Source organism: Cryobacterium psychrophilum (genome assembly GCF_004365915.1).
Lineage (GTDB): Bacteria > Actinomycetota > Actinomycetes > Actinomycetales > Microbacteriaceae > Cryobacterium > Cryobacterium psychrophilum.
The window spans coordinates 1,338,144-1,356,283 of sequence record NZ_SODI01000001.1 but is presented as its reverse complement, the minus strand read 5'-3'; the positions used below and the strand labels follow the sequence as shown (position 1 = coordinate 1,356,283).

At 66.8% G+C, this 18,140-nt stretch carries 15 protein-coding genes and 1 pseudogene; 12 read left to right on the top strand and 4 right to left on the bottom strand.

The genetic code is table 11. The features are described 5' to 3' along the window. The first annotated feature begins 39 nt into the window (after positions 1–39). Together EDD25_RS06235 and EDD25_RS06230 are read left to right on the top strand one after the other, a co-directional pair. Positions 40–1,577: pseudogene (locus EDD25_RS06235) on the top strand (ABC transporter ATP-binding protein). Continuing rightward, entirely contained in the window at positions 1,574–3,277 is a 1,704-nt protein-coding gene (locus tag EDD25_RS06230) for an ABC transporter ATP-binding protein (protein WP_241986265.1), read from the top strand. Before EDD25_RS06235 ends, EDD25_RS06230 begins: the two are co-directional and overlap by 4 nt. A 12-nt stretch (positions 3,278–3,289) precedes the next feature. Here EDD25_RS06230 and EDD25_RS06220 read toward each other — a convergent pair whose 3' ends face one another. Then, entirely contained in the window at positions 3,290–3,610 is a 321-nt protein-coding gene (locus EDD25_RS06220; RefSeq protein WP_134172521.1) for an MGMT family protein, read from the bottom strand. Between the two features lie 12 nt (positions 3,611–3,622). Beyond that, entirely contained in the window at positions 3,623–4,075 is a 453-nt protein-coding gene (locus tag EDD25_RS06215) for a GNAT family N-acetyltransferase (RefSeq protein WP_134172520.1), read from the bottom strand. A gap of 158 nt (positions 4,076–4,233) precedes the next feature. On the opposite strand from EDD25_RS06215, the gene EDD25_RS06210 reads away from it, so the two are divergent. From EDD25_RS06210 to EDD25_RS06200, 3 genes are all read left to right on the top strand, one after another. Further along, positions 4,234–5,448 (top strand): NADP-dependent isocitrate dehydrogenase, encoded by a 1,215-nt coding sequence (locus EDD25_RS06210; RefSeq protein WP_134172519.1) that lies wholly within the window; start codon positions 4,234–4,236, stop codon positions 5,446–5,448. Positions 5,449–5,567: 119 nt separating this feature from the next. Continuing rightward, the gene (locus EDD25_RS06205) at positions 5,568–7,460 is read left to right on the top strand and encodes a heavy metal translocating P-type ATPase (RefSeq protein WP_134172518.1); all 1,893 of its coding nucleotides are present in this window, start codon (positions 5,568–5,570) and stop codon (positions 7,458–7,460) included. Positions 7,461–7,637: 177 nt separating this feature from the next. Beyond that, the gene (locus EDD25_RS06200; RefSeq protein WP_134172517.1) at positions 7,638–8,858 is read left to right on the top strand and encodes an MFS transporter; all 1,221 of its coding nucleotides are present in this window, start codon (positions 7,638–7,640) and stop codon (positions 8,856–8,858) included. Positions 8,859–8,863: 5 nt separating this feature from the next. Here the strand turns inward: EDD25_RS06200 and EDD25_RS06195 are convergent, their stop codons facing one another. Both EDD25_RS06195 and purU read right to left on the bottom strand, forming a co-directional pair. Further along, on the bottom strand, positions 8,864–9,223 hold the full coding sequence (locus EDD25_RS06195) for a YrdB family protein (RefSeq protein ID WP_134172516.1): 360 nt from the start codon (positions 9,221–9,223) through the stop codon (positions 8,864–8,866). Positions 9,224–9,275: 52 nt separating this feature from the next. Further along, positions 9,276–10,184, bottom strand: a complete 909-nt coding sequence (purU, locus tag EDD25_RS06190) for a formyltetrahydrofolate deformylase (protein ID WP_134172515.1) — start codon at positions 10,182–10,184, stop codon at positions 9,276–9,278. A 191-nt stretch (positions 10,185–10,375) separates the two neighbouring features. Between purU and EDD25_RS06185 the strand changes: the two genes are divergently transcribed. The 7 genes from EDD25_RS06185 (at position 10,376) to mnhG (ending at position 18,106) form a co-directional block, all read left to right on the top strand. Continuing rightward, positions 10,376–11,650, top strand: coding sequence for an MFS transporter (locus EDD25_RS06185; protein WP_134172514.1), 1,275 nt, complete (start codon positions 10,376–10,378; stop codon positions 11,648–11,650). Positions 11,651–11,835: 185 nt separating this feature from the next. Then, positions 11,836–14,817, top strand: a complete 2,982-nt coding sequence (locus EDD25_RS06180) for a Na+/H+ antiporter subunit A (protein WP_134172513.1) — start codon at positions 11,836–11,838, stop codon at positions 14,815–14,817. Next, positions 14,814–15,317 carry a sodium:proton antiporter gene (locus tag EDD25_RS06175; protein ID WP_134172512.1) on the top strand — a complete coding sequence of 168 codons (504 nt, stop codon included), beginning with the start codon at positions 14,814–14,816 and terminating at the stop codon, positions 15,315–15,317. Before EDD25_RS06180 ends, EDD25_RS06175 begins: the two co-directional genes overlap by 4 nt. Beyond that, positions 15,314–16,873: a Na+/H+ antiporter subunit D gene (locus tag EDD25_RS06170; protein WP_134172511.1), complete on the top strand. Its 1,560-nt coding sequence runs from the start codon at positions 15,314–15,316 to the stop codon at positions 16,871–16,873. The genes EDD25_RS06175 and EDD25_RS06170 overlap by 4 nt, the downstream gene beginning before the upstream one ends. Beyond that, a complete protein-coding gene (locus EDD25_RS06165) occupies positions 16,870–17,463 on the top strand; it encodes a Na+/H+ antiporter subunit E (RefSeq protein ID WP_134172510.1) in 594 nt (197 codons plus the stop codon). Before EDD25_RS06170 ends, EDD25_RS06165 begins: the two co-directional genes overlap by 4 nt. Then, positions 17,460–17,726: an MrpF/PhaF family protein gene (locus EDD25_RS06160; RefSeq protein WP_338419606.1), complete on the top strand. Its 267-nt coding sequence runs from the start codon at positions 17,460–17,462 to the stop codon at positions 17,724–17,726. The genes EDD25_RS06165 and EDD25_RS06160 overlap by 4 nt, the downstream gene beginning before the upstream one ends. Then, complete coding sequence (gene mnhG, locus EDD25_RS06155; protein ID WP_134172509.1) at positions 17,723–18,106, top strand: monovalent cation/H(+) antiporter subunit G; 384 nt, start codon at positions 17,723–17,725, stop codon at positions 18,104–18,106. The genes EDD25_RS06160 and mnhG overlap by 4 nt, the downstream gene beginning before the upstream one ends. Positions 18,107–18,140: the final 34 nt, after the last annotated feature.

The following is an 18,140-nucleotide window of genomic DNA, read 5'->3' as shown; positions in this document are numbered from 1 at the left end:
CCCTATGCCAAGCCGGCGCTGGGGCGCATTGGGCTCGGGATGCTCGCCGCCCTGCTGGCCAGCCTCGTCGCCCTGGCGATCCCGCAGGTTCTGCAGCGGCTCGTTGACGGCCCCTGTCGAACCGCGACCCGAGCCAGATCTGGCCGGCGGTGTCGATCGTGCTCGGCCTCGGCGTGCTCGAGGCCATCATGATTGCGCTTCGCCGCTGGTTCGTGCTCACCCCCGGCACGCACATCGAGGCCGCCATGCGAGGCGCAATCTACGCCCGGTTGCAGGACCTCCCCGTCACATTCCACGACCGGTGGCCCAGCGGGCAGCTGCTGTCGCGCGCCGTGAGCGACCTCAATCTCATTCGCCGCTGGATCTCGTTCGGGCTCGTGCTGATCGTGATCAACCTGCTGACCATCGTGATCGGAGTGGTCATTCTCGTGTCGATGAACTGGATCCTCGGCGTCATCTTCGTGGCCTGCTCGATCCCGTTGTTCATCTACGGTTACGTTTTCGAGAACAAGTACTCCTCCATTGCCCGCCGCAGCCAGGACCAGGCCGGTGACCTCGCGACGGCGGTGGAGGAATCCGTGCACGGCATCCGCGTGCTCAAGGCGTTCGGCCGTGGCAGTTTCGCGCTCAAGAATTTTGCCGCACAGGCCGAAACCCTGCGCGGCACCGAGATCGCGAAGGCGAGGGCCATAGCCGGCATCTGGCTCTGGTTGCAGCTCATTCCCGATGTGGCATTTGCGCTCGGGCTTGTCGCCGGCGTGTGGCTCACGAGCCAGGGTCAGCTCAGCGCCGGGGAACTCGTGGCGTTCTTCGCCACGGCGACCGTGCTGCGTTTTCCGGTGGAATCGATCGGATTCCTGCTGTCGATGCCCTTCGACGCCCGTACGGCGACCGACCGATTCTTCGACGTGATGGATTCGCCCAACTCGATCACCGACCCGGTCGCTCCGGTCGCGCTCGACGCGCCTCGGGGGCGGGTGACCCTCGACGGCGTCGACGTGCGCGACCTGGCACGTGAAGACCTGCGCCGCCACCTCGCGATGGCGTTCGAAGATGCCACGCTGTTCTCGGCATCCGTTCGAGACAACGTGCTGCTGGGTCGCGAAGAGCTCGCCGAGGCGTCGGAGGCAGCGGATGCCGCGCTCGAGCAGGCACTGCAGATCGCCCAGGCCGGATTCGTGCACGACCTGCCCGACGGTGTCGACACCCTCGTGGGAGAGGAGGGCATGAGCCTGTCCGGCGGACAACGCCAGCGCATTGCGTTGGCGCGGGCGGTGGCAGCCGAGCCGGCGGTGCTTATCCTGGATGACCCGCTCTCCGCCCTCGAGGTGAACACCGAGTCGCTGGTGGAACGGGCGCTGCGCGAGGTGCTCGTGTCGACCACCGCGCTGATCGTGGCGCACCGCCCCTCCACCGTGATGCTCGCCGACCGCGTGGCGCTGTTGGAAGACGGGCGCATCACGGCGGTGGGCACCCACACCGAGCTGTTGCGTACGAGTCCGCACTATACCTTCGTCATCTCCAGCCTGGAAGACGAAGAACGACGAGAGAACAAGAGAGCGGAGGAGCAGCTGTGAGCGTCACCGGCGTAACGGGTGAAGAACGCCACGATTTCACCACGTCCGAGAGCACGCGCCTGCGGCGACGTTCGCTGCGCCTGCTCGGTTCCCTGCTCCGGCCCGTGCGCGTCCGGGTGCTGCTCGACTCGGGCATCAACCAGCTTGTGCAGGGTGTGCTGTACATGACGTTCACGGCGGTGGCACTGTTTCTCCTGGACGGTACGAGCGGCCTCGTGCTGTTTGCCGCGCTGCTGCCCCTCGCCCTGCTCTCCCGGTGGTTCCAGGTGCGGGCGCAGACACTGCTCCGTCAGTCGCGCACCGCCTCCGCGAGCCTCATCGTGCACTTCGTTGAAACGATGACCGGAATTCGTGCGGTGAAGGCGTTCCGTAAGGAGAAGCGCAATGAGCAGCAGTTCGGTCGCCTGGTGGAGGACTACCGCTCCGTCAACGCGCGCGTGATCCAGCTGTTCGGCGTTTTCGATCCGGGGCTGGTGCTCATTGGAAACGTCACGGTGGCTGTTGTGCTCCTCGTTGGTGCCTTCCGGGTGGTCGACGGCAGCCTCGCTATCGGTGCGCTGCTCTACACCCGGCGTTTCTTCGACCCGATGGAGGAGATGGCGATGTTCTACAACTCGTACCAGGCGGCCGCGGCGGCTCTGGAGAAGATCTCCGGCGTACTGAAGGAACGCTCGGGCGTGCCGGACCCGGTGGTGCCCGTTGACCTGCGCGAAGCATCCGGTAACGTGCAATTCGATGGCGTGCAGTTTGCCTACAAGACCGACCGGGTGATCCTGTCGCGCTTCGACCTGAACGTTCCGGCCGGGCAGACCATCGCCCTGGTGGGCTTGACGGGTGCGGGCAAGTCCACGCTGGCCAAGCTCATGAGCCGGTTCTACGACCCGAGCGAGGGCCGGGTGCTGCTCGATGGCGTCGACCTGCGCGATCTTCACCCCAAAGACCTGCGCCGCGCCATCATCATGGTCACGCAGGAGGCCTACCTGTTCAGCGGTTCGGTTGCCGACAACATCGCCATCGGCAAACCGGATGCGACGCTCGCCGAAATCGCGGCCGCCGCGAAGGCCGTTGGCGCGCACGGATTCATCGAGTCGCTGCCCATGGGTTACGACACGGACGTGCACAAGCGGGGCGGGCGGATCTCGGAGGGGCAGCGTCAGCTGATCTCGTTCGCGCGCGCCTTCCTGGCGAACCCGGCGGTGCTGATCCTCGATGAGGCCACGTCGTCGCTGGACATTCCGAGTGAACGGCTCGTGCAGGAGGCGTTGCAGACGCTGCTGAGCGACCGCACCGCGGCCTCAGGAACCCGGGTGATCGCCGACGGGGCCGAGCGGGACGGCGGCGCCCGGGGCGGGTGGGCCTGCCGACGGGCCCTTCAGCTCAACGAAGATGGTGTGGGTTTCGGTGTCGCCGATGTTCTCGCCGGAATGATCCTGGGTCGGCAGCCACCGCACACCCCCGGCCGGCACCTCGACGTCAACCTGGTGCTCGCCGGTGGACAGCCGCCGGCGGAAGGAACTGAGCGAGACCATCACGCTGTCCGGATGGTGGTGTGGAGTGGACTTGTCCCCGGGCTGGTCGCGGTACTCCAGAACGCGCACGCGCTCGTTCTCCATGATGACGCGGTAGAGACTGGGGTTCGAGATGACAGGATCGCTGCTCATGGACGCAGCGTAACACCGCCCACCCCCGGCGGCCAGTAGCAGTTTCGGGAGCTACGCGGGAGACCACCGGGCGGCCGCGTAGTCGATCCGATACGCGTGCGTCGGGGTCCGGGGCACCAGCGGAGTTCCCTCGGCCAGGTAGTGCTCCAGGGCACGGTCCTCGTGCTCAATCGGCGGATGCCCGCCGGCCCGGACGACCCGCCACCACGGCATATCCGTGCCGTAGCGCGCCATGACCTGGCCCACCGCGCGGGCGGCTCGTGACCCGAGCACGGCCGCGACATCGCCGTACGTCATGACCCGGCCGGGTGGAATGGCATCAACGATGCCGAGTACGTGCGACACAAAATCGTCGTCCTGCGCCGAATGCATGATGCCGCGGTGCTAGAGCTGGAGCGCGCCGATGACCTCGCCGTACGGGGTCTGGCCGGTGTCGGTGAAGCCGAGGCGGTGGAAGAACGCCTCGGGGCCCTCTTCGCCGGACTCCCAGATCACCGTGATCTGTTTGAAGCCGCGTGAACGTGCCTCTTCGGCCAGCGAATCGGCAGCGAACTTACCCACACCCTGGCCTTGCGCGGCGGCGTCAACGTTGATGCGCCAGATGCAGGCTCGAAACTCGTCGTGATCGGACTCGGGGTCAAAGTTGCCGTGGATGAACCCGGCGACCTCGCCATCGAGCAGAACGACTCGCTGCCACGACGTGGCGGGGTTGGTAGTGGATGCCGCGACGGAATACGATACGGGCGCAATAAATTGCTCCTGGCCGGGCTTCAGGCTCAGGTTATTAGCCGCAACGATATTGCGTGCGGACAGTTCTTCCAGTCTCAACTCACCCATCTGATCAGGGTAACCGCTGCCCGGCACTTCTGGTTGACATTTGGGGGTATTCGCGGGGTTCCAGACCCACAAATATATCTCGATGTCGAGATAATTGGGCGGATCTACTAAGCTGGTCGGTGGCCATAGCGGTCACCAATGTTTCAGAGGAGAGCTAATTGTCGAAGATTAAGGTTGAGGGAACGGTTGTCGAGCTTGACGGCGACGAGATGACCCGCATCATCTGGCACGCCATCAAGGACACGCTCATTCACCCGTATCTCGATATTGACCTCGAGTACTACGACCTGTCGATCCAGAAGCGCGACGAGACCGACGACCAGATCACGGTCGACGCGGCCCGCGCCATCCAGAAGCACGGCGTCGGCGTCAAGTGCGCGACGATCACGCCCGACGAGGCGCGCGTCGAGGAATTCGGCCTGAAGAAGATGTGGGCATCGCCCAACGGCACGATCCGTAACATCCTCGGCGGCACGATCTTCCGTGAGCCCATCATCATCTCCAACATCCCGCGCCTCGTGCCCGGCTGGAACAAGCCGATCATCATCGGCCGCCACGCGTTCGGCGACCAGTACAAGGCGACGAACTTCCGCTTCGAGGGCGAAGGCACGCTGAGCATGACTTTCACCCCGAAGGATGGCAGCGAACCGCAGTCCTTCGAGGTCTTCAAGGCACCCGGCAGCGGTGTGGCCATGGGAATGTACAACCTCGACAACTCGATCACCGACTTCGCCCGTGCCTCGCTCAACTACGGCCTCGAGCGCAACTTCCCGGTGTATCTCTCCACGAAGAACACCATCCTCAAGGCCTATGACGGTCGGTTCAAGGACATCTTCCAGGAGATCTTCGACGCCGAGTTCAAGGAGCGTTACGACGCTGCCGGCCTCACCTACGAGCACCGCCTCATCGACGACATGGTCGCATCGGCCATGAAGTGGGAGGGCGGCTACGTCTGGGCCTGCAAGAACTACGACGGCGACGTGCAGTCTGACACCGTGGCGCAGGGCTTCGGCTCACTCGGCCTGATGACCAGCGTGCTCTCCACCCCCGACGGCAAGGTCGTCGAGGCCGAGGCTGCACACGGCACCGTGACGCGTCACTACCGCCAGCACCAGCAGGGCAAGCCCACCTCGACGAACCCGATCGCGTCGATCTATGCGTGGACCCGCGGGCTCGCGCACCGCGGCAAGCTGGACAACAACGCGGCCCTGATCGAGTTCTCGCGCATCGTCGAGGACGTTGTCATCAAGACCGTGGAGAGCGGCAAGATGACCAAGGACCTCGCGCTCCTCGTTGGCCCGGACCAGGGCTATCAGACGACGGAAGAGTTCCTCGCTTCCCTCGACGAGAACCTCCAGGCGCGCCTGGCGTAACTCGCACCGCAACGGTCCCGACCTTCTGGTCGGGGCCGTTGCTGTATGCCCGGGCGCACCGCAGAACAGTGAGGGTCCCCTCGCTGGCTATTCTTGCCTCCACGCGCCAGAATTTGAGCATGAAGCGCATTCTGGGCTCGGCTCGGCGTTACCCCATTGTGGTTGCGACCGTACTCGTCGGCCTGCTGGGCCTGGCCCTGTGGTGGGGCGGGGCGCCGGATACCGTGCGCTGGCTGTTCAGCGGATTCGGGTTCGTTGTGGCCGTGATTGAGTTCACAGGCATGGTGCGGCGCCTCCGCAACGGTTCCGTCGGCCTGGATCTGCTGGCGATCATTGCCATCATGGCGACCATCGCGGTCGGCGAATACGTGGCCACCCTCATCATCGTGCTCATGCTCAGCGGTGGCGCGGCCCTCGAAGACTACGCGGCGGGCCGCGCCACCCGGGAGCTCAACGCCCTACTGACGCGCGCCCCGCAGCTGGCGCACCGCTTGAGCGGCGATGACGCGGATGTCTCCGACGTTCCGGTCACCGAGGTGGCCGTGAACGACCTCCTGCTCGTGCGGCCGGCCGAAATCGTTCCCGTGGACGGCGCGCTGCAATCGGCGGAGGCCTCCTTCGACGAGTCCTCCCTCACCGGCGAGAGCCTCCCGGTGGAACGGCGCACCGGCGATAGCGTGCTGAGCGGGTCGATCAACGGGCAGACCGCCATCATCGTTCGTGCCACCGCGACGGCGGCCGACAGCCAGTTTCAGCGCATCATCGCGCTCGTGGAGGAGGCGGCGAACAGCAAAGCCCCTGTGGTGCGCCTCGCCGACCGCTACGCCGTGCCATTCACGCTGCTGTCACTCGGTCTCGCCGGCCTCGCATGGGCACTCTCCGGCGACCCGGTGCGGTTCGCCGAGGTGCTCGTGGTTGCCACCCCGTGCCCGCTCCTCCTCGCCGCGCCGGTGGCGTTCCTGGGAGGGATGAGCCGTGCCGCACGAAATGGCATCATCGTGAAGGGAGCGGGCGTGCTCGAGACCCTCGCGCGGGCACGCACGGTGGTGTTCGACAAGACCGGGACCCTCACCCAGGGCACTCCGGTGATCGCCGAGGTGCGGGCGGAGCCCGGATTCGACGAGAACGAGATGCTGGCCCTCGCGGCGTCGGCCGAGCAGTATTCCTCCCACGTACTCGCGGCATCCGTTGTCAACGAAGCGCGCGAACGACACCTCGCCCTCACCGCCGCCGACACGGCGAGCGAGGTGGCCACTCATGGCGTCACCGCCGAGTTCGGCCCGCGGGAGGTGGTCGTGGGCAAGCTTGCCTTCGTGCGCGAGCATGCACCGGATGCCGCCCTCGCGCGTCTGCGCGGGGGCGAGCTGGCCATGTACGTGGCGGTCGGGGGCCGGTTCGCGGGGTCGCTCGTGGCGCGGGACCTCGTGCGGGACAACGCCAGCCACACGGTCGCACGGCTGGCCGAGCTCGGGGTGAAGGAATCCCTCATGCTCACCGGCGACGCGCGGGAAACCGCCGAACACATCGCCGGACAGGTCGGGATCACCCGGGTGCAGGCGGATTGCCTGCCGAGCGACAAGGTCGACGCGGTGCGTGCGCTCACGGCCCGGCCCGTGATCATGGTGGGCGACGGCGTCAACGACGCCCCGGTGCTCGCGGTCGCCGACGTGGGCATCGCCATGGGGGCGCGCGGTTCAACGGCGGCGAGCGAATCAGCCGACGTCGTGATCCTGCTCGACGACGTGTCACGCACCGCGCGCGCGGTCACCATCGGTCAGGACACCGTGCGGGTCGCCCTGCAGAGCATCTGGCTCGGCATAGCGCTGAGCGTCATCCTCATGATTGTGGCCGCGTTCGGCCTGATCCCGGCCACGATCGGGGCGCTCAGCCAGGAAGTCGTTGACCTCATCACGATCCTCAACGCTCTGCGCGCCATCGGTGGGCGCGCGGATGCCGCGGCACGTGTGCACGCGACCGTACCGACCGAAGGGGCGACCGGGGAAGCCGTCTGACCCGAACCGCCGGCCGGTTCGACAGCAAGGAGTGCCCGTGCGGGCGACCCGGCAGGCGTCGCACGCGCCGGGTAGACGTGCCCACCACGGGGCTCGCTGTCTTTGGACCGGGAGTACCGTTCTCGTTCGGGTCGCTGGCGGCCCGCGGGACAGGGAGCCCCGTATTAGGCTGGAGGAATGCGAACGGGCCGTTTCTCACGCGGCACCCAGGGTGCAGGTGCGGCGCCGCGGCCCCGACTTCCCCGCGATGTGCTCGTCCTCGGCGTGATCGCCTTCTTCGTCATGGTCGGCTTCGGCGTGGTGGTCCCCGTGCTGCCGGTCTACGTGCGCAGCTTCGGCGTGAACTATGTCGCCGTGGGAGCCGTGGTCTCTGCCTTCGCCCTGATGCGCCTCGTCACGAGCCCGTTCTGCGGTCGCCTGATCGACTGGGCCGGTGAACGCACCATCCTCTCGGCCGGAATCGGAATCGTCGCCGTTTCGAGCGGGCTCGCGGGCATCGCCGAGACGTACCCGCAGCTGCTGCTGCTGCGCGGCGTTGGCGGCATCGGCTCCGCACTGTTCTCCGTTTCCGCGATGACGCTGCTGCTCGGCTCCACCCCCACGGCCATTCGCGCGCGAGCCATCGGCTTCTATCAGGGTGGCTTCCTCATTGGCGGCATGGCCGGTCCAGCCATCGGCGGCCTCCTCGCCACCATCTCCCTCACCGCTCCATTCTTCTTCTACGCCGGCACCCTCGGCGTGGCCGGCGTGATCGGCATCGTGCTGTTGCGCTCGACAACTTCTGGCACAGCAGATACCTCGGCCGAGACCGCGCAACGCACCCCGTTCCGCACGGTGTTGCGTGATACCCGGTTTCGGGCTGCGTGCCTGGCTAACTTTGCCCAGGGATGGACATCGCTGGGCGTTCGTGGAACCCTGGTCCCGGTCATCATCGTCGAGGTGCTGCGCGGACCCACGAGCTGGACCGGCATCGCCTTCGCGTGCGCGGCCGTGGCCCAGACGCTCACCCTCGCCCCGGCCGCCCGGTTCATTGACACGGTCGGCCGCCGCCCCGCGATCATCGGGGCGTTCGCGCTCGCCGCGGTGACGATCATGGCCGTGCCCTTCGCGCCGAACATCTGGGTGCTCGGCGCGCTGCTGTGCCTGTACGGCGTGGCCGCGGCCTTCATGGGAACCGCCCCGGCAGCCGCACTGGGCGACGCGGCCGGAGCCAGGGGAGGGCGCCCCGTGGCCGTGTTCTCAATGTTCTCCGACGCCGGGGCGATTGCCGGTCCGCTCGTGGCCGGACTGCTCGTGGATCTGGTGTCGCTCCCACTCGCGTTCCTCGTCGGCGCCCTGTTGCTGCTCGCGACATCTGCTTACGCGCTACGCATGCCCCGCACGCACCTGCCGGCGTAACGGGTTCAGCCGGCGAGTTCCTTGCGGCCGGAGATGATGCCGCTCACCGTGGCGACAACGGCGAAGACCACGGTGACCACGGGCTGACCGAGGTCCCACCAGGCGATGGCGGCCGCGCCGAAGACGCAGATCTCCACGAAGGCCTTGCCGAACGGGTCAAGTGTGAAGACGGCCTTCGGTGACCGGAACAGCGCCCACACGAGAATGGCGAACGCCGGTGCAGCGATACCCACGAGCACGCCGGGCCACGGCAGTGGCCAGGCCAGAAAGCCCCAGAGGCCGAGGCTGATGAACGCGAAGAGTTCGAGCACGGAGCGGAGGATGTCGTTGGGGCCGATGGGTGGCTGCGCGCGGGAATCTGTCACCCCGTCATTCTACCGAAGGCCCCGGCCCGTGGGCTGCTCGCAATGGAGCGAGCTACTTGAAGATGATCGTTCGGGCGCCGTCGAGCAGCACGCGGTTCTCCGCGAACCACTTGACCGCCTGGGTGAGCGTGCGGCTCTCCTCGTCCTGGCCGATGGCGACAAGCTCGGCCGGTGTGCGGGAGTGGTCGACGCGCACCACGTTCTGCTCAATGATCGGGCCCTCGTCGAGGTCGCCGGTCACGAAGTGGGCGGTCGCTCCAATGAGCTTCACGCCGCGCGCATGCGCCTGCCGGTAGGGGTTCGCGCCCTTGAACCCGGGCAGGAACGAGTGGTGAATGTTGATCGCCCGGCCGGCCAGACGTTCGCAGAGTTCGGGGGAGAGAATCTGCATGTACCGGGCGAGTACGACGAGTTCAATGTCGAGCTCGTCGACCGCGTGCATGACACGGGCCTCAAACGCGGCCTTGCTGGCGGCATCCGTGATGGGGCGGGATTCGAACGGCACGCCGTAGAAACCCACGAGGTCGCGCAGGGTTCCGTGGTTGCTGAGCACGAGGGGAATCTCCACCGGAATCTGGCCGCCGCGCTGGCGAAAGAGCAGGTCGTTCACGCAGTGCGCGGCCGAGGAGGCAAGCACAAGGGTGCGGAGCGGGCGACCCACGACGTCGATAACGGATGTCATGTCGTAGCGGTTGAGAACCGGCGCGAGGGCCGCATCGAAGTCGGCGCGCTCGGCGGGAGACTCCACCTGGAGGCGCATGAAGAACCGACCGGTGTCGTCGCTCGAGAACTGCTGGCTCTCGACGATGTTGCCGCGGGCCTCTACGATGGCGCCGCTGACCGCATGCACGATGCCGGGCTTGTCGGCGCAGACGAGGGTGATCACCCAGTGGTTTGTGGGGGTGTGGCGCTCGGAGTGCTCGGTATGCTCAGCGTGCTCCGGCACGAGGGAAGAAGTCATCCGACCAGATTACCGGCGGGACTGGCCCCGTGGAGACACATCGGCTAGCCTTGTTCACGGTCGCGTTCACGCTCGCGGCCCCGGGCGCGCACGTCGGCGCGCAGCCGTTCTGCTCTGTCATGCTCATCCCATAGCCGCAGTGTTCTCACTGCAGATGACCAGCCGTCCCGCCGCTTGTCGATTGCAGTGTCATGTCAATTACCGCGTCCATTCCCATTCAACGGGCCGAGGAACCGCCCACCGGCGTGATCCCGCTCGGACGGCCTTTCCCCTGGGCAGGACTCATCGTTCTCGGCGCCGCCGTCTTCCTCTCGATCACCTCGGAGATGATGCCCGTCGGGCTGCTGCCCGAGATGAGCTCGTCGCTCGGCGTCGCCCCGTCGCAGGTCGGCCTGCTCGTGAGCTGGTTCGCGTTCACCGTGGTGGCCACGAGCACCGGCCTCGCCCATCTCACCCGTCGATTCCCCCGACACAGCCTGCTCCTGGCCGTGCTCGTGGTCTTCGCGATCAGCAACGTGCTCACCGCCATCGCGCCCAGCTACGAATTCGTCGTCGCGTCCCGGGTGCTCGGCGGCATGGCGCACGGAATCTTCTGGTCGGTCGTCGGCGCCTACGCCGGGCACCTCGTGCCCAAGGAACAGATCGGCCGCGCCGTGGCCATCACGGTTGCCGGTGGAACCCTCGCGTTCATATTCGGCGTGCCCGTGGCCACGATGATCGGGCACCTGCTCGGCTGGCGACCCACGTTTATTCTGCTCGCCGGCCTCATGCTGGTGGGTGCGTTCCTCGTATGGCGCTTCGTGCCTCGAGTGACGCACCACGCCGGGCGCCATCCGCGCGCGCAGAAGGGCGCCGCGGCCTCGGCTGCCCCGAAGGCTCGTCGTGACCCGACGACAGCCGCCGTCGCCCTCATCTGCGCCATCACCGCGCTCACGATGGTGGGGCACTACACCTTTTACACCTACGTCACCCCGTTCCTCACCGGCGGGCTCGGCGTGACCGTGGCCGATGTTCCCGCCATGCTCTTCGCGTTCGGCATCGCCGGCGCGGTGGGCCTACTGCTCGTGGGCACGGTCTTCGGCCCCCGGCCGCAGCTTGGCCTCGTGGTGGGCATCGCCGCCGCCGCCGCCGCGGTCGCGGTGCTCGCCATCACCCAGCTGCCCGGAAGTGTCGTCACGATGCCGGTCGCCATCGGAGCCTTCATGCTCTGGGGGCTCGCGTTCGGCACCCTGCCGCCCCTGCTGCAGACCCGGATGCTGCACACCGCGTCTGCCCGCATACGCGACACCGCGAGTGCCTGGTACACCACCGCATTCAACGCCGGCATCGGTGGCGGAGCCCTGCTCGGGGCGCTGCTGCTCGACACGGTGGGCATGAACGTCATTCCGTGGGTCTACGTGGCCCTGCTCGGGCTGGCCCTCGTGCTCGTGATCGTCACCGACAGTCTGTCCCGCCGCCGCGCCTGACGCCGGGTGTTCACTCCGTCGGCGCTCTTCGCACCTTACGGGCGCCCGGAAGGTGCGAAGAGCGCCAGTTGGATGCGTGCAGCGCGGCGTGGACGCGGCATGAACGCGCGCCCGTCCCGGAGGGTACGCTAACGCACTGTTAGACTGGAAACCCTCAGCCCCTGCGAGACGAGACTGGAGACCGCGTGGCGACTCTCCTCCTTGTATTCACAGTTCTGTCGGCGCTCACGCCGTGGCTCACCCGGCTGCTCGGCACCCGTGTGTTCTATGTGATCGCCCTGCTCCCCGCCGGAGCCTTCGCCTACACACTCACGCAGACCGCGGTCGTCACCGTGGGTGGATCCGTCACCCAGAGCATCCCGTGGATTCCTGCCCTCGGCATCAGCCTCTCCTTTCGCGTTGACACGCTCGCGTGGCTCCTCGCCCTCGTGGTCACGGGCATCGGCGCCCTCGTCCTGGTCTACTGCGCTAGCTACTTCTCTCCCGATGAGCCGGGGCTGGGCCGCTTCGCCGCCCTGTTACTCGCCTTTGCCGGCACCATGTACGGGCTCGTCACCGCCGACGACCTTCTCGTGATGTTCATGTTCTGGGAGATCACGAGCGTGCTGTCCTACCTGCTGATCGGGCATTACACGAGCAAGCGTGAGAGTCGTGGTGCCGCGCTGCAGGCACTGCTCGTGACCACGTTCGGCGGCCTGATCATGCTCGTGGGCGTCATTATGATCTCGGTCGGCGCCGGTACGACGTCCCTCGCGGTGATCGTGGCCCAGCCGGTCACCGGCCCGCTCGGTACGTGGGGAATCCTGCTCATCCTCGTGGGCGCGCTGTCCAAATCCGCCCTCGTGCCCTTCCACTTCTGGCTGCCGGCCGCCATGGCCGCCCCCACCCCGGTGAGCGCCTACCTGCATGCCGCCGCGATGGTGAAGGCCGGTATCTACATTGTGGCCAGGCTCGCCCCCGGCTACGCGGACAGCGATGGGTGGCTGCCCGTGCTTGTGACCCTCGGCGTGTGGACCATGCTTGTGGGCGCGTGGCGCTCGCTGCGCCAGTACGACCTCAAGCTCCTGCTGGCCTACGGCACCGTGAGCCAGCTCGGTTTCCTGATGATCGTCGTCGGCTTCGGCACCCGCAACACGGCCCTCGCCGGTGCCGCGCTGCTGCTCGCCCACGCGCTGTACAAGGCCACCCTGTTCCTCGTGGTGGGCGTGATCGACCATCGCGCGGGCACCCGCGACTGGCGAGCGCTCTCCGGGGTGGGACGCAGCAGCCCCGCCCTCGCCGTCATCGCGCTCATCGCGGTTGCCTCCATGGCCGGCATTCCCCCGCTCTTCGGCTACGTGGCGAAGGAGGCCGTGTTCACCTCGCTGCTCGACGCGGGTGTGGGCGGCAGCGCCTGGGGCTGGATCGCGCTCGTCGGCACGGCGGTCGGATCCGTGCTCACCGTGGCCTACAGCATCCGTTTCTTCTGGGGCGCTTTCGGCACCCGCCCCACGGTGGCGACGACCGTGCTGCACCCGAGCCCGAGGGACACCCTGCTGGCCCCGGCAGTTCTCACCGTGGCGACCGTGGCCTTGGGCGTGTTCGCCTCGGCCCTCGACCCGCTGCTCGCGCCGTACGCCAACACCGTTCCCGGTGACGGCAGCGCGAGTGAGGCGTATTACCTTGCCCTCTGGCACGGTCTCGAACCAGCGTTGCTCCTGAGCGCCGTGGTGATCGGTCTGGGCGTGCTGCTGTTCCGCTGGCGTCGGCGCGTCGCCCGGCTGCAGGCCACCGTGCCGGCGTGGATCGACGCGGGCCACGGGTATGGCATGACGGTGCGCGCCGTCGACCGCACCGCGGCAAGGCTGACCTACCTGGGGCAGCGCGGGGGACTGCCGCAGTACCTCGGAACCATCCTCGTCGTGTTCGTGCTCGCCCTCGGGTTCGCCGCCGCGGTGAACCGCAGCTGGCCGGAGCGTATCGTGCTGTGGGACTACCCGGGACAGGTGCTCATCGCCCTCATCATGGGTATCGCCGCCGTCATGGCCGCCCGGGTGGGGCAGCGGATGACCGCGGTGCTGTTGGCCGGCGTCACCGGCTTTGGCCTCGTGGTGCTTTTCGCGTTCCACGGCGCCCCCGACCTCGCGCTCACCCAGGCGCTCGTCGAAACGATCACCCTGGTCATCTTCGTGCTCGTGCTGCGCCGCCTCCCCACCCAGATTGCCCAGCACAATCGACCCAGGCACCGCAAGCGTCGAGCCCTCATCGGCGCCCTGGTGGGCATCGTAATGGGTACGATCGGCGTGGTCGCGCTCGGTGCACGTCAGGATCCGAGCATTGCCAGTGAGCTTCCTCGCCTCGCTGTGGAGGAGGGCCACGGCAACAACATCGTCAACGTGATGCTCGTGGACATTCGCGCGTGGGACACTCTGGGCGAAATCGCCGTGCTCATCGTCGTGGCCACCGGTGTGGCCAGCCTGCTGTTCGTCTCCGGCCGCAACGCCGAAGTGCCCCGGCTCAGGGATTCCCGGCGGTTGCGCCTGGGCCGTAACCGCCGTCGCGTCATCGCCGACCCGGAGGTCTCGGGGGAGGGACACGCCGTCACGCGCCAGGCCTTCCTGGTTGCCGGGCGTAAAATTCCCGCCCAGCACCGCTCGATCCTGATCGAGGTGCTCGTGCGCATGTTGTTCCACCCGGCAATCATCGTCTCCCTGTACCTGCTCTTCGCCGGTCACAACGAGCCAGGTGGCGGCTTCGCCGGCGGGCTCATTGCCGGCCTGGCGCTCGTGCTGCGCTACATTGCCGGAGGACGCTACGAGCTCGGCGAGGCCGCCCCCATCGACCCGGGCAAAATCCTCGGACTCGGTATCATCCTTGCCGGGGGCCTGAGCGTCGTCTCGCTCGTCTTCGGCGGCGTTCCGCTTGAATCGGCCTATGTGACGACCGAGGTTCCCGTACTCGGCTCGCTGTCGTTCGGCACATCCACCATCTTCGATATTGGCGTCTACCTCGTGGTGATTGGGCTCGTGTACGACATTCTGCGCAGCCTCGGCAGCGAGATCGACCGACAGAGCGAGGTCGATGAGCTCGGGCCGGAACTGCAGACATCCGTTCCCGGCTCGGGTCTCGTCGCAAGTGAGACGACAACGGATACCGCGCCGGTGACCACATGGGAGGGCCGAGCATGAACGCCTCCCTGACCCTCGTTGTGTTGATGGCCGTTATGTACGCCTGCGGCGTGTACGTGATGCTGGAGCGCAGCCTCACCCGGGTGCTGATCGGGTTCCTGCTTGTGGGGAATGCGACGAACCTGCTGATCTTCATCATGAGTGGCCGGCCGGGAAACGCACCCATTGTCACGGGCACGAGCCTGGACGATTCTATGGTCGACCCGGTTCCCCAGGTGCTCATGCTCACGGCCATCGTCATTAACTTCGGCATCACCGCGCTGCTGCTCGCCCTCATCTATCGCTCGTGGTGGCTCGCCCGCCTCGGCGACGAGGGTGACAATCTGGGCGACGAGCACGTCGACGATGTCGCAACGTCCAGCGAGTCCGCACTGCGTTCGTCGTCGGAGGATGAGGACGCCGTGCAGGATTCGCTCGACGAGTTCGAGCGTGGCACCGACGACTCGGATGCCCCCGTACCCACCATCGACCCCCCGGCCACCGAGGGGAAGACCCGATGAACGTGCTTGTGCCCCTGATCGTGGCGCTCCCGCTGCTCGGCGCGGCCATGGCCCTCGTACTCGGCAAACGCCGCGAACCACAGATTCTGGTGAGCGTGGCGGTACTCGTGGCCGTGGCGGTGATCAGCGCCATACTGCTCGTACTGGTGGACCGTGGCGGACCGGCCGTGGTGCACGTGGGTAACTGGAACGCGCCCTGGGGCATTGTGCTCGTCGTCGACCGGCTCTCCGCGATCATGCTGCTCGTGTCGGCGTTGATGCTGCTCGGTGTGCTGCTGTTCGCCGTGGGCCAGGGGCTGCTGGACGGGCATGCTGAGACCCCGGTGTCGATCTTCCACCCCACGTACCTCGTGCTGTCGGCCGGGCTGTTCAACGCCTTCATCGCCGGGGACCTGTTCAACATGTACGTGGGATTCGAAATGCTGCTCTCCGCGAGCTACGTCCTGCTGACCCTCGGAGGTACGGGATCGCGCATCCGTGCGGGCGTCACCTACATCGTGGTGAGCCTTGTGTCGTCCCTACTGTTCCTCAGCTCGATTGCGCTTATCTACGGAGCCACGGGCACGGTGACTCTGGCCCTGATTGCCGAGCGACTCCCGAACCTGCCCGGCGACGTGCAGATCATTCTCGGGCTGCTTCTGCTGCTGGCCTTCAGCGTGAAGGCGGCCGTCTTTCCGCTGTCGTTCTGGCTACCGGACTCGTATCCCACGGCCCCCGCCCCGGTGACGGCGGTGTTTGCCGGGCTGCTCACCAAGGTGGGTATCTACGCCATTCTGCGCAGCCAGACGCTGCTCTTTCCCGACCACCCATTCTCGATGCTGCTCATGGTGGTGGCCGGGCTCACGATGATTGTGGGGATTCTCGGGGCGCTCGCCCAAGCTGACATCAAACGCCTGCTCTCGTTCACCCTCGTCAGCCACATCGGCTACATGCTGTTCGGTATCGCGATCGGTACCCCCCTCGCCATTGCCGCGACCATCTTCTACGTGGTGCACCACATCACGGTGCAGACCACACTGTTTCTGTGCGCGGGGCTCATCGAGCGGGTCGGCGGAACGACCTCGCTCTCCCGGCTCGGAGGTCTGCTGAAGGCGTCGCCGTTCGTGGCGATCTTGTTCTTCGCCGGCGCCGTGAACCTCGGCGGACTCCCGCCGTTCTCCGGCTTTCTCGGCAAGGTCGCGCTGTTCCAGGCCGGCGCGCGGGAGGGCAGTCCGATCATCTGGGTCCTCATCGCGGCCGGTGCCGCTACGTCGCTGCTCACCCTGTACGCGCTCGCCCGCACCTGGAACATCGCGTTCTGGCGGCCCCGCAAAGAGGTTCTCACCTACACGTCCGCCACGCTCGCCGCGCTGGTGGAAGACCCGGAAGACGAGGGAACGGTGCTCAAGAAGACCGTTTCACCGCTCATGGTGGGCACCACCACGGTCATGCTGGTCCTCACCCTGAGTCTTTCGGTATTCGCGGGGCCCCTCTTCGACGTCAGCGTGCGCGCGGCCGGAAACATCACGGATCCGTCCACGTACATTGACGCCGTCTTTCCGAACGGCACGCCATGACACCGCGCAAAGGACGTCTCGTCAGCGTCGCCAACCAGCTGCCCGCGATTGTCGGTCTCGTTGTGCTGTGGATGCTGTTGTGGGGCTCATTCTCCTGGCTCAATTTCGTGACCGGTACGGGCGTTGCCGTGCTCGTCTCCGTGTCGTTCTACCTGGTTCCGGTGCAGCTGAGCAACCGTGTGAACCCGTGGTTCGTTCTCACCTACCTCGTGCGCCTCATCATCGACATTGTGCGAGCATCCGTGCAGGTGGCCGGACTTGCGCTGTCCCCGCGCCTCGTCACGAGCAACGCCATTTTGGCCGTGCACCTGCGCACCCGCAGCGACCTCATCCTCACCTGGACCGCAGTATCGACGTCGATCGTGCCCGGATCCATCGTGGTAGACATTGATCGCGAGCACTCCACCCTGTACCTGCACGTGCTCAACGTGCACAGCGCCGCCGGCATCGAACGGTTTCGACGCACGGTGCTGGAGACCGAACGCCGAATCATTCGAGCCGTCGGCTCAAGGCAGGACCTCGAGCGCTTGCGCGGGGTCACACCGCCGACACCGGACGACTCCACCACCACGAAAGGACAGACCCCATGATGCAGACGGTGGCGATCATCGCCGGAATATTGTTCGCCCTCGGTGGCCTGTTCGCGGTGTACCGCATCGTGCGGGGCCCGTCGGTGCTGGATCGGGTTATCGCCTCCGATGTGCTCGTGGCGACGGTTATCTGTGCGCTCGGCGCCGAAATGGCGCTCAACCGCCACACCGACAACCTCCCCGTGCTGCTGGTGCTCGCCCTCTTCGCTGTGCTCGGCTCGCTCAGTGTGGCCCGTTTCCTCCCCGCGCGGGACAGCGCATGAGTGACGTGCTGCACGACGCCCTGACCGCCGTTCTCGTGCTCGCCGGGGCGCTCATGTGCTTCGCGGCCGGGGTCGGGCTGCTGCGCTTTCCCGACGTTTTCAGCCGCATCCACGCCTCCACGAAGCCGCAGATCTTCGGTCTGATGGCGATCGTGACCGATGTTGCGGTCAACAACTTCACCGTGGGAACGGTCACCCTCATCGTGGCCATCGTGCTCTTCCAGGCGCTCACCGCGCCCATGGCCGCCCACCTCGTGGGCCGGGCCGCCTACGGTACGCAGCATCTGCACCCCGAACTGTTGATTGTGGACGAGCTCGCGGGCCGCGGAGCCCCCGGCAGCCCAGGGGCAGCATCCGGTCCGCAGGCGCCTCCGGCCTGAGCGGGAACCCGATGCCATTCCCACGCGGTGCTGA